Below are 12,607 nucleotides of genomic sequence, written 5' to 3' on the forward strand. Positions count from 1 at the left end.
TTTTTTAACGATACAAATCAGCCCGGACACAGGCCTTCTCCTGTTTTCATTCCAAAGATACAGATCCCACGGAAACGTCTATCAAAAAGGTCATGAGGTTTTTGGCATCTGCCTGATATCCCTGGCTTACATAGGTTTTTTCTCCGATTTCCTTGAGGTGTCCTGGTACATTGGTTCTGCACATGGCAGTAGATTTGATCTTTACTAAATAAGGGAGATTCCGGGAAGGAAGTTTGATATTCACGGACCCTGCTCCCACCATTGCGTTCACCGTGGTAGGTCCGGCCATGGCATCCCCAAAAGAAAGATTTAAGGAGCCATAGTTGATGTCAAGCAGCAATAACCTGGCGTTTGATAGCTGCAGGTCCTCGGCATACAGCGAACCCATATTAATGCCTACGGCCAGGGTATCCATGGCTACCGAATTGGGTATTGGCCTGGAATAGGCCAGGTACACATCCGCGGAAGCGGTTTTTATCACGCAGTTGGAAATCGGTAGATTTGCAAAGTCCAGTCGGGCCTTGCCAATCCCAAAATGAAGTTGCAGATCGTATAAAAAACTGGCATCCAATCCTACGTTCCATACGTGATCGAAATCATCATCACTACTGGAAAATAGTCGATACGAAAGGTTTTTGCTCAGGCTTTCGGATTCGACATTTTTGTGTTCCAATGCTGCATATAGAATACCCTCCGCAAAATGGTGGGAAAAGGATGGCAAAATATTTACTTTTCCTAATTCCGCATTTGCTTGAAAAGGCATGCCAGCATACCCTCTTTGGATCGTGGAAACCCCTTTGTAACTGGAGAAGGTAAGGTTAACAAGGTTGATTCCTTCCCTTTCTTTCACCTCAAAATGCCTCACAATCTGTCCCTCTGTGGAAATGATCAGGCAAGTGACCAAACTTATCGCTACAATCAATCCCTTAAACATACGGAATTAATACGATTGGGCTTCCAAAAGGTTTCTTAGAAATAAAAAGGACCGATATCCGGCCGTTCACTTTCAAAAGAACTCCTTTACCTTATCAAAGATGCTTTTTTCGGATTTTCCAGGGTTGGGTCTGAAGTTTTCCGAACCTCTAAGGGATTCTAATTTTGCCCGCTCCTCTGCGGTAAGCTCCTTCGGAGTCCACACATTCACATGGATTAACTGATCTCCTTTGCCATATCCATTGAGTTCTTTTATTCCTTTCCCTTTTAGGCGCAGGATTTTTCCTGCCTGTGTACCGGGCTCGATTTTTATTTTTACTTTACCATCGATGGTAGGTACCTCCAGCGATACTCCCAGGGCCACGTCTACAAAACTTAGATATAAATCATAGACCACGTTATTTCCATCTCTTACCAACACCTCATCTGCGATCTCTTCGATGAGTATCAACAAGTCGCCAGGAACACCTCCGGGGGTTTCATTTCCTTTCCCAGTCAGGCTCAGTTGCATTCCATCCGCAACACCACCGGGAATGTTAATCGGAATGATTTCCTCCTTTATAACCAAGCCTCTACTGTCAGCATTGGCAGGTTTTTTATCCACGGTTTGGCCACTGCCCTCGCAGGCAGGACAAGTACTGGCAGAAACCATTTGGCCCAGCATGGTATTCACGACCTTTTTGATTTGGCCACTACCCTGGCAGGTACTACAGGACTTAAAAGTAACGCCATCGGCAATCATGTGCCGCTTGACTTTGATCTTCTTTTCTACGCCATGCGCCAGCTCCCGCAGATTAAGTTTGAGTTTTACACGAAGGTTGGTGCCTTTCTTGGTTCTCTGCGAACCTCTGCCTCCTCCTCCAAAGAAAGAGTCGAAACCACCGCCACCAAAAATGTCTCCAAACTGCGAGAATATGTCATCCATATTCATTCCGCCGCCACCGAATCCGCCGTTTCCGCTGACACCCTGATGGCCAAACTGATCGTACCGCTGTCTTTTTTCCGGATTACTCAATACCTCGTAGGCTTCCGCTGCTTCCTTAAACTTGTCTTCAGCGGTGGGATCGCCCGGATTTTTATCCGGGTGATGTTTAATGGCCAACTTTCTGTATGCTTTTTTTATTTCTTCAGGGCTCGCGCTTTTTGATATGCCGAGTACCTCGTAATAGTCTCTTTTTGCCATAACTATTTATTTTCCAATTACCACTTTGGCAAAACGCACCACTTTACCAGCCAGTGTGTAGCCTTTTTCCACCACGTCTACAATTTTGCCTTTTAATTCTTCTGACGGGGCAGGTATTTGGGTAATTGCCTCATGATATTCAGCGTCAAAATCCTTACCTACCAATTCATCCATGGGCTTCAATCCCCTGGCGGTAAGCATACGTAATAGCTTGTTATAAATCAATTTACTCCCGGCATCCTTTTGTTCTTCCTCATTGGCGATATTTTCGGCCTTGAAAGATCGTTCAAAATCGTCCAGGACGGGTAATATCTCTTGAATCAAGTCCTGAGAGGCGGTATTTACCAACTCCAATCGCTCCTTAGCCGTCCTTCGCCGGAAATTATCAAATTCGGAATACAACCTGACATATTTGTCTTTCAGCTCTTGGTTTTCCTTTGCCAATTTGGCTGATTCAGACGCGTCGGACGCATCGGACTCATTGGAAACTTCCTTCTCCACCTCTTGGTTCACGTCTCCTTCATTAACAGGATTTTCTGCCGTTTCTGTCTGTTCCAGACCTTGTTCCTTATCTTCTTTCGCTCTATCTGTCATTTTTATTTCTGTTTTTCAAAAATCCATTTACCATGGAACAATTAACTTGCCATTCTTTTTATGTATGCCAATCTGACACGCTTACTGCAATGACTTCCAAATCAAGTCTTTGAGTTCGGGAAGTTGAAACCCGGTTACGGAGGAAATAAACAAATGGGGAACGCCTTTTGGAACTTCAGCTTCCAAGGCCTTCATCAGTTCGGTATCCAATAAATCTGCTTTGGATATGGCCAAAATTCTCCGTTTATCCAATAACTCCGGATTGTACTGTTCCAGTTCCGATACCAGAATCCGATACTGCTCCCCCAGATGTGCCGCATCTGCCGGGACCAGAAAAAGTAAAATGGAGTTTCTTTCTATATGGCGAAGAAATCGTAAGCCCAGGCCTTTTCCTTCGGCAGCTCCTTCGATTATTCCCGGAATATCCGCCATAACGAAGGATTGGTCTCCCCGGTAATCTACCACGCCCAGATTGGGCACGAGCGTGGTAAAGGCATAATCAGCTATTTCAGGTTTGGCAGCCGAAAGGCTGGCCAATAAAGTAGATTTCCCGGCATTAGGAAACCCCACCAGTCCCACATCTGCCAATAATTTCAATTCCAGGATAATCCATTCTTCCACCCCATCTTCACCAGGCTGTGCATAATGCGGGGCTTGGTTGGTTGCCGTCTTAAAATGATCATTTCCCAAGCCTCCTCTTCCTCCAGGCGTAAGAATAAATTCCTGACCATCTTCGGTGATTTCACATCTGACTTCTCCCGATTCAGATTCTCTGGCAACGGTTCCGATCGGAACTTCCAAAACAATATCCTTTCCATCCGAACCTTTCCGCCTACCGCCTTCTCCGTTCTTTCCTCTTTCTGCGATGACATGCTTTTTATATTTGAGATGCAGCAGTGTCCAAAGCTGCGCATTACCTCTAAGAATGACATGCCCACCACGGCCCCCATCTCCACCGTCAGGCCCGCCCTTGGGAACGTGCTTTTCCCTACGAAAATGCACAGAGCCATTGCCCCCTGCACCCGAACGGGAACAAAACTTCACATAATCAATAAAATTAGACCCTGCCACCTCGTTTTTAATTTACGATTCGTTTTTTCCATTCTCCAGCTCATTGACATTCAACCGCCCGGAAAAGAAAATGGCTAAGCGCTGAAGCTTAGCCAAAAACAATGCTACAAAGGTACAGATTAATAATTATCTATAACAGTGCAAATTTTTTGAAAAATCTCATCGATCGCTCCGACACCGTCTATTTTGGCTAATTTCCCCTGTTCCTGATAATAGTTGGCCACTGGAAGGGTTTCGTCATTATATACCTTTATCCGGTTATTTATTTTCTCCTCATCCTGATCGTCTGCCCTTCCGGACGTTTTTCCACGTTCTCTGATTCGCTTTTTAAGTTCATCTTCCGGAACTTCCAGTGCGACCATCCCGGAAATGCGCGTTCCCTTTTTGGTCAACAATTCATCCAATGCCCTGGCCTGAGCCACTGTACGGGGAAATCCGTCAAAAATAAACCCGGTCAGGTCAGCAGTAGAATTGATTTTATCATCCACCATGCCGATGACTACTTCATCGGGGACAAGGTTTCCTTCATTCATGTACTTTTGGGCCAACTTCCCTAATTCCGTGCCTTCACCCAAGTGCTTCCTGAATAAATCCCCGGTGGAAATGTGTTCAATTTTATATTTTTCAATCAATTTCTCGCTTTGGGTTCCCTTTCCGGCACCGGGAGGACCAAATAAAACAATATTCAACATAGGTTCATTCTTTTAAAATGGATTATTTAGAATTCTGTTTTTTGATAAAGTTGTCGAAGATTTCTGCCCTGTCCTTTGTAATCCAATCCATAACCGATCACAAATAAATCTGGGATTTCAAATCCAATATATCGGATACCTATCCTTTCTTTTAATGCATCCGGCTTCAAAAACAAGCTCGCTATTTCCAGACTGGCGGGATTACTGCTGCCAAGCAGATCCAGAAGGTAAGACATGCTTCTTCCCGTATCCACGATATCTTCTACAATTAATACATCCTTTCCTTCCAAATCGGTATCCAAGCCCATCAACACACGGACATTTCCGGTACTTTGGGTACCCGAATAGGAGGCTAACTTTACAAAGGATACCTCCATCGGAAGGTCAATCGCCTTGCAAATATCAGACATAAACATGAAACTACCGTTCAAAACGGCCAAAATTACCAGTGATTTACCCTTATAATCCTCATTTATGGCATCCGCCAACTGGTTTACCCGATTTACAAGTTGCTCTTCAGAGATAAATGGCTTAAAAAAAAGGTCGTGGATTTTGATCATGTAACTACGATTTCCCTGAGCAGCAAGGCTACTATCAAAATTTATTTTCGAATAAAAGACATTTTCGAATCCATTACAAATTTTGCATTAAATATTGATACAATTTAACCATGCATTCCAAATCATAAAAAGCGGCTTTTTCGGCTGGGGTGTGCGGGTTTTCTTCCGCGACACCTATAAAACACCAGTCTATGGGATAGGGGGATAACTGGATTTCCCTTCCGTCGCTCCCTCCATAAGCTTCTACCTCCAATTGGTAGGGGACAGCACTTTCATCGGCCTTTTGAATAATCCTGTCCAAAAAACTTTTTCTAGGTATGTGACTATCCCTTAGTGAAATCACGGCTCCTTCATTCAAATGAACACCATCCGTCACCCATGTAACGTCTGCGATTAAGGCCTGCCGGATACCCCATTTCTCAAAAATAAACCGGAGAAGAAAAGGCATGGATCCTCCTCCATGTTCCTCATAAGTGCTGAATACAACCAATCCGTTTTCCAGGGTTTCGCACAGTTTCAAGAGCGCATAAATACCCAATCTATTGTCCAGATAAGCGGCTTGAATAAACCCCCCGAAAAGCTTAATATCCTGTTCAAAAGCCAATAATGTACCTCTTTGGATACCCCTGGGGAAATCGTGGAAGAGATTTCCTTCTTTTTCCCAAAGCCGGCAACGGATGTCTCCCGCCGGATCCCTCCCTTGCAACCAGGTACCTTCCCAAACCTCGGGACCTCCTACTGGAACCAGTTGGTTTTCATACCTGCTTGTAAAGCCTACTGTATCCATGTGCGCAAAAGCGGCGGTTTGCGGATTACCAAAAGCCAGGATGATATTATCCTGAAAATCTGGACCAAAAAAAAGTTCTGGTGAAACATTCCATGCGCTTCTTCGTTTTAGAATTTGTCCTATTAGATACGATGCTATTTTGGATTCATCACCTGAAACGCTATTTAAATAAAGAATTTCTTTCAATAAATTTTCCATTGGCATAGTTTATGTTAAAATATTTTATAAATTTCGGGTCTGCTATCCTTTTTATCGAAACAATTGAGATAGATGTTTAAAGTTCCCATAATTTAATATACATTTGTATCACAAACCGAGTAAAAAAACTAGTAGCAATCAAAATCAATTAAAACACTGAATGTTGTAAAAAATTTTTTATCATGAAAAAAATAATACTATCAACACTAATGGTTGGTGCTTTAGCATTAGGTGCTAATGCTCAAGACGACTTCAACAAATGGTCCATAGAAGTAAATGGAGGGTTTAATAAACCAATGGCGCCAATGACGCCGGGATATTATTCTCCGACGTTAAATCTGGGCCATGTGGATCTGGGAGCCCGGTATATGTTCAACGAAAAATTTGGAACCAAACTTGATTTTGGTTTCGGTAGCTTTAGTAGCGCTAGCGATACACCTGATTTTTCTTCCAACTATTATCGAATAAACCTACAAGGAGTAGCCAATCTCGGAAGAATAATGAATTGGGAAACCTTTTCTCAAACGTTCAACCTATTGGGGCACTTTGGCGGGGGAATCGGAAGATTAACTCCCCAAGAAAATCAGTGGGCTGATTTTCAGGATAATCAGTACAATATTATCTCTGGAATGACCCTACAAGTTCGCCTGAGCGACCGCATTGCACTTAATGGCGATATTTCCAACATCGTGGCAGGAAGACAAGACGTGGCCTTTGATGGTGCTTCTTCGATCAATCCCGCCTCTGAAAATGGATACTATGGTGCGAATTCTGTTTGGTGGACAGGAACTGTAGGTTTAACTTTCTACCTGGGTAGCAATGCTTCTCATGCAGACTGGTATCTTAGAGACAGTAAATATGCTACTAAAGAAGAGCTAGCTACGCAGATTGGCGAGATCAAGGATATGTTGAAGGATTCTGATGGAGACGGTGTTCCGGATTACCTGGATAAAGAGCCTAACACTCCAGCTGGAGCAAGGGTAGACTCTCATGGTGCAACCATGGATTCTGATGGTGATGGTATCCCTGATCATGTAGATAAGTGTCCATTCGTACCAGGTCCTGCTTCTTTAGACGGTTGCGCTCCTGATGATACAGAGGAGATCGACTACCTGGCTAAGGCAATCAATGATGGCTACGTAAACGTATACTTTGCATTCGACAGTGCCAAGCCACTTGGATATTCTGCATCTTCCGCTCATTATGTGTCGAACTTCATGAAGCGAAACCCTGGCGTACAGGTAGAGCTTAAAGGATATGCAGATGAGTTAGGCCCTGAAGATTACAACATCAAACTTTCTGAAAGGAGAGCCAAGTCGGTATATGACTTACTAATCGCCTCCGGAATTTCTGAATCTAGATTGACTTACAAAGGCTATGGTGAGGATACCAGCGTAGACAAATCATCTGCAGATGCCCGACAAATGGCAAGACGAGTAAGTTTTGAGATCAAATAAGCACGAAATCAACTAAATAATGAAACCCGATCTTAATAGATCGGGTTTTTTTGTTTTAATTTGTTTCAGCATGCATATTTTAAACAATCAAAACTCAATTGCCAATCATTACCTGGCGGAGCTAAGGGATGCTTCGGTCCAAAAAGATCGGATGCGATTTAGAAAAAATATGGAACGACTAGGTGAGATCCTCGCCTATGAGATTTCTAAAACACTTCCTTACAAAAAGCGCGTCATTTCGGGGCCCTTTGGTGACATTCAAACGGATTTACTGACCGAACAGCCGGTCATTATTTCCATTCTCCGAGCCGCCGTCCCATTTTATCAGGGAGTCCTCAATTTTTTTGATAAGGCTGAAAGTGGGTTTGTGGGTGCCTACCGCGTAGAGAATGATGAAAAAAATGAAGCCATAGAGATTAGTTTAAATTACCTGGCTGCTCCATCCCTGCAGGACCGAACCGTGATCATCGTAGACCCCATGCTTGCGACAGGAAAATCCTTTGTTAAAAGCATCCAACACCTCGTCGCAAATGGAACCCCGAAGCAAATTGAGATTGCAAGTGTCATTGCCGCTCCGGAAGGTGTCGCCTACATTAAACAGAACCTTGGCCTCCCGCATCGGTTCTGGACGGTTGCTTTGGATGAAAAGTTAAATTCACAATCTTATATTATTCCCGGACTGGGAGATGCAGGAGATCTTGCTTTTGGTCCTAAACTTTAATGGAATTTCAGAACATGAGTTACTTACTATTGGCAATTGGTCTGCTAGTCCTGTTACTTGGGGGGAAATTTTTAGTGGATGGCGCTTCCTCAGTGGCCTCCCGCCTCGGGTTGAGTCCTGGATTAATCGGGCTTACCATCGTAGCGTTTGGTACCTCTGCACCTGAATTATTGGTAAGTATCACGGCAGCACTTAGAGGGGCTAGTGACATAGCTATCGGTAATGTGGTAGGAAGTAACATTTCAAACATCACACTCGTGTTAGGAATAAGTGCTGTAATTTATCCGATCTATATCGAAAAATCTACCTTAAAGCTGGACTACCCATTTACGTTATTCAGCTCATTGCTCTTTTTTGTTTTTGCCTTGAATGGCCTCATTTCCTTTACCGAGGGTGTCGTATTATTGATTTGCTTTGTATCCCTAAATTGGTATTTCTTCAAAAGCATCGAGCGGGTGGAATTTTCTGAAGAGGATGCAGAACAAATGAAAAAACAGCCGGTTTGGCTCGCTATCATTCAATTGCTGGGCGGTGCAGCGGGTCTGTATTTTGGTTCGGACCTGGTGGTAGGCAATGCCACCTCTATTGCGCAGGCCCTGGGAGTCAGCGAACGGATCATTGGGGTGACCATTATTGCCATTGGAACAAGCCTTCCTGAGCTGGTTACGTCTGTCCTTGCAGCGCTAAAAAAGGAAACGGCAATGGCCCTGGGAAACATTCTGGGGAGTAACATCATGAATGTATTTTCCATCATAGGTTTTACCGCCGTGCTCAAGCCCATCGCTGTCACTCCCAATTTTATCTCTTCGGATTTTATTTGGATGCTCGGGTTTACGATTCTCCTGCTGCCCATTATGCGTATAAACTACATTATTTCCCGGCTAAATGGAGTCTTCTTAATTTTGGGGTACCTGGTGTACGTATACCTGCTGGTGGCATGAGTGAATACCTGATTACTTTCTTGGGCATATATTTTCTCTGCCTGTTTAAATTTATCGCGGGACCCCTGTTAGGTTATGCAGCGGGGTTTGGGTTATGGGAGATCGTGGCGGTTACCGTTTCCGGAATGATGACATCTGTGGTGCTTTTTTCGTTTTTAGGAGAGTGGTTCAAAAAAAATTGGGTTTTAATTACTCGAAAGAAATCAAAAACATTTTCCAAAAAAACCCGGAGTATCATAAAGGTCTGGCATAAATTCGGGGTTTGGGGCATCGCATTCCTAACACCGGTCATTTTGACTCCTATCGGAGGAACAGTGGTGCTCACGTCTTTTGGTATCGACAAAAAAAAAATCCTGTTCGCCATGCTCATCAGCTCCCTCTTTTGGGCTATTCTATTTGGAATAAGCATTGATAAATTACTTGAAATACCTTTTCTAAAAAAAATGTGGACCTAAAAAAAGCGGACTTTAAAACCAAAAAGCCCGCCTAAACTATTTTATTGTTTTTTTATCATTGTACGGCCAAAACTTCCGCTTTAAACCAAACCGGAGTAAAGGGCTTTACCAGATCTATCTGCTCTCCCTTTTCGATCAGGTCCTCTCTGATTTCTTCCGGAAGGATCTGAATAGAATTGTCATAAGCGGCAAATGAGGTAGCCATTACCTCTACTTTCTCTTCCGGCAACACTCCATTAAACCCCTCATTTAAGAAAGTCAAGCCCGAATTTCCGATTGAAATAGTGGTAGGCTGATTGGAGGTATACGATTCAAAAACGGGTTCGGTTGCCCCTAATTCAAACATCTCAAAATCTACCGATACATTACTTCCCAGCTTGGATTCAGATTTTGAGTCATCCCCCGGTTCCACAGACCTGAAATAAACACCCTCTGCCACTTCTTCAAACCCCTCCAATTCATTTTCCTCAATGTACGCCTGAATCATGTCAACCTCTCTTTGTTGAAGTTCTTCTTCGGTGTACTTTTTATCAAACTTCAATTGGATTACCAGGTTCGAGGCGGGCAAAATCAACTGCTGGTAACTGTAATTACCAAAGGCCAGATAGGAAGGAGTGTATAACATCATTTCTTCACCTTCCCTGGCCAGTCCGGCAGCATAGGTAATCGCAATGGGCCAAAGCCCGTCCTGACTGTACCGAAAAAACCTGGGCTCCTTTGATTCATCCAGATAGGAATCAATCAGTTGCCCGTCAATGGTTCTGATTTCGTAGTATATCCCAATATAATCTGCATTTACAAACTGAGGAGCATCGGGGTTTTCCTGCGTTTTTTCATAGTAGAAACCAGACTGAGCCTTGGTGGCGTCGATATTATTGGAAGTAATGTATTCTTCCATCACGAGGTTGTCTCTGGTAATGGCCCGGTCCAGGTCTGTTTCGGTTTCTTCAATACAAGAGGTCATTAAAACGGCGGCCAGGCCTACTGACCAGCCGAATCTGTTGGATAAAATCATGGTAAAATAGCTAATTTAATAATATGGTTTATTTATTCTTAAGGTTAAAATTCATGCGTAGGTTCACGCCCCCAATGGAAAATTGCTGATCTGCGAACGTAAGATTACTCAATGGTACTTTATAAAAAGGTTCCAGGGAAAAATAAAACTCGTCATTCAATTGGTATTCGTATCCAAAAGAGATGTTTAATAATCCGGCCAGGTCGGCACCCCGGTTCCCAGCCGCTGGTGTAATAACGTTGCTGAATTTCTGTGTGTTTGGGGCGTATTCAAGTGTTCCACTAAGACTATTAGCTGAAAACAAGGATTGCGCTTCATAGGTTTCCACCGTATTCTGTTCCAGGTAAACCATACTGGATAAACCGGTGATCAAATAAATGCCTGTCTGTTTCCGGTCAAACACCTTATATTTTAGGTTAATCGGAATATCAAGCGAAGCAAAATTTAGCTGGTAATCGGTATCAACTATATTGCTGTTGGCTCTCATATCAAAGCTTGGAGATGCGGATTCTTGGGCCAGTGGCTGCAGGCTTTGCTGCGAAACGCTTTGGTTAGCATAGGCCAGGCCCACATCCAGCTTCAACTTTCGGCTCAGCGATATTTCGGACATCAGCCCGGCTCCCAGATTCATTCCGGATACCGGATTGGAGTTGGATTGAGGACTTACCATTAGCCCCACTTTAAAAGCCCTGGATTCATTGGACCCAGTTTGGGATTCCGGTTCTTTCTCCTCTGCTTTCCATGCTTCTATCATTCGCTCCGCATCCGCCTCTGACAGGGATGTCATTTCCCTGGGGTCGGAAGTTTCCCCGGAAAGAAAATTAGAATCGACTTTTTGGGTTACTGCCTTCTGAAACCCATCCCAGGTTTCAGCTAGGGCGGTCGCCCAAAAATTCCTTCCGTCTGCCGCTACCTTTGCTACTTGCTCCGAAGGCCGTCTATTAGTACCTTTTTCGTAGTTGCGGGGTTCCCGGTCCTGCAGGGTAATGGATTCCTCCCAATTTCCTGAATTTATAGAATTCTCCGGAATACCTTCCAGTTCCCGGAATTTTCCGGAATCCTGAGTAGCGAGGTTGCCTTTCTCTGAAAAGGCAGGATTCTCAATGGTAATGGTGTCCGTTAAAGACCGAACTTTCTCATCAATTTTTTCCTGTTCCGGAAAATAAATGAAGAAAAAAAGCAAACTAGCCGCAATCCCTGCTCCAAAAAATGGCCAAAAAACCATCCAGCCTTTCTTCTTTGGTCTGAAGTAGGCATCGGAAAATCTTTCCCATTCCGCAGGGTCAAAAGGCTCCTCATACGTGCTGAAGGAGGCTTTTATTTTCTCCACCAGTTTCTTATCGAACTGCTCCTTCATTTTTTATTTGATTGATTGCAATAATTTTTTCTCGTAATTTTTCTTTGGCCCTCGCCAGATATGTTCTACAGGTGCTGGCGGGAATCCCAAGTTTTTCTCCAATTTCATGGTGTTTGTACCCTTCGATTTCATACATGTTGAAAACCAGTCGCAATGTCTCCGGCAGTTCGCCCAAAGACCGTAGGATATCTTCCCTGGACAGCTCCTCGATTACCCCGGGATCACAGGTTTCTGCTCCTGCCTTATCAATATCCATGGCCGAATAGTGTTTGAGATTTTTTCGGTAGTAGTCCACAGAGGTATTGATGATAATTCTGCGAAACCATCCTTTAAATGAGTTTTCCAACGAAAACTGATCCAACTTGTCAAATGCTTTCATAAAACTATCATTTACGATTTCACACGCTTCCTCCCTGCTCCCGGAATACCTCAGCGCAATGCTCATAGCATAGCCATAAAAGTGCCTGTAAAGCCTTTCCAACGATTTTCTATCTCGTTTCTGCGCTTCTTGTATAAGGTCTTTCTCCAAAAGCCTCTCTTTAATATGAATGGGTTCGTCCTCCAGACGGAAACCGTGCCGGAAACGCTACAATATCCCGAATATTTTTTTTCCTAGTCGCATTGCCAGGAGCGGCCATGGCGT

Annotated in this window: 14 protein-coding genes; 4 read left to right on the plus strand and 10 right to left on the minus strand. The window is 43.8% G+C overall.

The window, feature by feature from the left end; genetic code table 11:
• Positions 1-46: 46 nt before the first annotated feature.
• From GJS45_RS07735 to GJS45_RS07765, 7 genes are all read right to left on the minus strand, one after another.
• The gene (locus GJS45_RS07735) at positions 47-934 is read right to left on the minus strand and encodes a hypothetical protein (RefSeq protein WP_162340907.1); all 888 of its coding nucleotides are present in this window, start codon (positions 932-934) and stop codon (positions 47-49) included.
• A gap of 72 nt (positions 935-1,006) precedes the next feature.
• Positions 1,007-2,116, minus strand: a complete 1,110-nt coding sequence (gene dnaJ, locus GJS45_RS07740; RefSeq protein WP_162340908.1) for a molecular chaperone DnaJ — start codon at positions 2,114-2,116, stop codon at positions 1,007-1,009.
• A 6-nt stretch (positions 2,117-2,122) separates the two neighbouring features.
• Positions 2,123-2,710, minus strand: coding sequence for a nucleotide exchange factor GrpE (locus GJS45_RS07745; RefSeq protein ID WP_162340909.1), 588 nt, complete (start codon positions 2,708-2,710; stop codon positions 2,123-2,125).
• Positions 2,711-2,791: 81 nt separating this feature from the next.
• Entirely contained in the window at positions 2,792-3,781 is a 990-nt protein-coding gene (gene obgE, locus GJS45_RS07750) for a GTPase ObgE (RefSeq protein WP_162340910.1), read from the minus strand.
• 119 nt (positions 3,782-3,900) lie between these two features.
• Positions 3,901-4,473, minus strand: coding sequence for an adenylate kinase (locus GJS45_RS07755; protein WP_162340911.1), 573 nt, complete (start codon positions 4,471-4,473; stop codon positions 3,901-3,903).
• Between the two features lie 26 nt (positions 4,474-4,499).
• A complete protein-coding gene (hpt, locus tag GJS45_RS07760) occupies positions 4,500-5,033 on the minus strand; it encodes a hypoxanthine phosphoribosyltransferase (protein ID WP_162340912.1) in 534 nt (177 codons plus the stop codon).
• A gap of 73 nt (positions 5,034-5,106) precedes the next feature.
• Positions 5,107-6,018 (minus strand): aminopeptidase, encoded by a 912-nt coding sequence (locus GJS45_RS07765; RefSeq protein WP_317165095.1) that lies wholly within the window; start codon positions 6,016-6,018, stop codon positions 5,107-5,109.
• A gap of 182 nt (positions 6,019-6,200) precedes the next feature.
• Between GJS45_RS07765 and GJS45_RS07770 the strand changes: the two genes are divergently transcribed.
• The 4 genes from GJS45_RS07770 to GJS45_RS07785 all read left to right on the plus strand — a co-directional run bounded on the left by GJS45_RS07770 (position 6,201) and on the right by GJS45_RS07785 (position 9,592).
• The gene (locus GJS45_RS07770) at positions 6,201-7,475 is read left to right on the plus strand and encodes an OmpA family protein (protein ID WP_162340914.1); all 1,275 of its coding nucleotides are present in this window, start codon (positions 6,201-6,203) and stop codon (positions 7,473-7,475) included.
• 70 nt (positions 7,476-7,545) lie between these two features.
• Positions 7,546-8,196: a uracil phosphoribosyltransferase gene (gene upp, locus GJS45_RS07775; RefSeq protein ID WP_162340915.1), complete on the plus strand. Its 651-nt coding sequence runs from the start codon at positions 7,546-7,548 to the stop codon at positions 8,194-8,196.
• A 14-nt stretch (positions 8,197-8,210) separates the two neighbouring features.
• Positions 8,211-9,137: a calcium/sodium antiporter gene (locus tag GJS45_RS07780; protein WP_162341190.1), complete on the plus strand. Its 927-nt coding sequence runs from the start codon at positions 8,211-8,213 to the stop codon at positions 9,135-9,137.
• The gene (locus GJS45_RS07785; protein ID WP_162340916.1) at positions 9,134-9,592 is read left to right on the plus strand and encodes a hypothetical protein; all 459 of its coding nucleotides are present in this window, start codon (positions 9,134-9,136) and stop codon (positions 9,590-9,592) included. Before GJS45_RS07780 ends, GJS45_RS07785 begins: the two co-directional genes overlap by 4 nt.
• A 55-nt stretch (positions 9,593-9,647) precedes the next feature.
• Here GJS45_RS07785 and GJS45_RS07790 read toward each other — a convergent pair whose 3' ends face one another.
• From GJS45_RS07790 to GJS45_RS07800, 3 genes are read right to left on the minus strand one after another with little or no spacing between them, the layout of a single operon-like run.
• A complete protein-coding gene (locus GJS45_RS07790; RefSeq protein WP_162340917.1) occupies positions 9,648-10,607 on the minus strand; it encodes an FKBP-type peptidyl-prolyl cis-trans isomerase in 960 nt (319 codons plus the stop codon).
• Positions 10,608-10,635: 28 nt separating this feature from the next.
• Positions 10,636-11,964, minus strand: coding sequence for an outer membrane beta-barrel protein (locus GJS45_RS07795; RefSeq protein WP_162340918.1), 1,329 nt, complete (start codon positions 11,962-11,964; stop codon positions 10,636-10,638).
• Positions 11,945-12,493 carry an RNA polymerase sigma factor gene (locus GJS45_RS07800; RefSeq protein ID WP_162340919.1) on the minus strand — a complete coding sequence of 183 codons (549 nt, stop codon included), beginning with the start codon at positions 12,491-12,493 and terminating at the stop codon, positions 11,945-11,947. The genes GJS45_RS07795 and GJS45_RS07800 overlap by 20 nt, the downstream gene beginning before the upstream one ends.
• Positions 12,494-12,607: the final 114 nt, after the last annotated feature.

It is taken from the genome of Cyclobacterium salsum, from assembly GCF_010119245.1.
Taxonomy (GTDB): Bacteria; Bacteroidota; Bacteroidia; order Cytophagales; family Cyclobacteriaceae; genus Cyclobacterium; species Cyclobacterium salsum.

Coding starts and splice junctions, on each gene's coding strand:
- upp (WP_162340915.1), top strand. CDS start 7,546: ATGCATATTTTAAACAATCAAAACTCAATTGCCAATCATTACCTGGCG.
- GJS45_RS07780 (WP_162341190.1), top strand. CDS start 8,211: ATGAGTTACTTACTATTGGCAATTGGTCTGCTAGTCCTGTTACTTGGG.
- dnaJ (WP_162340908.1), bottom strand. CDS start 2,116: ATGGCAAAAAGAGACTATTACGAGGTACTCGGCATATCAAAAAGCGCG.
- hpt (WP_162340912.1), bottom strand. CDS start 5,033: ATGATCAAAATCCACGACCTTTTTTTTAAGCCATTTATCTCTGAAGAG.
- GJS45_RS07745 (WP_162340909.1), bottom strand. CDS start 2,710: ATGACAGATAGAGCGAAAGAAGATAAGGAACAAGGTCTGGAACAGACA.
- GJS45_RS07790 (WP_162340917.1), bottom strand. CDS start 10,607: ATGATTTTATCCAACAGATTCGGCTGGTCAGTAGGCCTGGCCGCCGTT.
- GJS45_RS07795 (WP_162340918.1), bottom strand. CDS start 11,964: ATGAAGGAGCAGTTCGATAAGAAACTGGTGGAGAAAATAAAAGCCTCC.
- GJS45_RS07765 (WP_317165095.1), bottom strand. CDS start 6,018: ATGGAAAATTTATTGAAAGAAATTCTTTATTTAAATAGCGTTTCAGGT.
- GJS45_RS07735 (WP_162340907.1), bottom strand. CDS start 934: ATGTTTAAGGGATTGATTGTAGCGATAAGTTTGGTCACTTGCCTGATC.
- GJS45_RS07770 (WP_162340914.1), top strand. CDS start 6,201: ATGAAAAAAATAATACTATCAACACTAATGGTTGGTGCTTTAGCATTA.
- GJS45_RS07755 (WP_162340911.1), bottom strand. CDS start 4,473: ATGTTGAATATTGTTTTATTTGGTCCTCCCGGTGCCGGAAAGGGAACC.
- GJS45_RS07785 (WP_162340916.1), top strand. CDS start 9,134: ATGAGTGAATACCTGATTACTTTCTTGGGCATATATTTTCTCTGCCTG.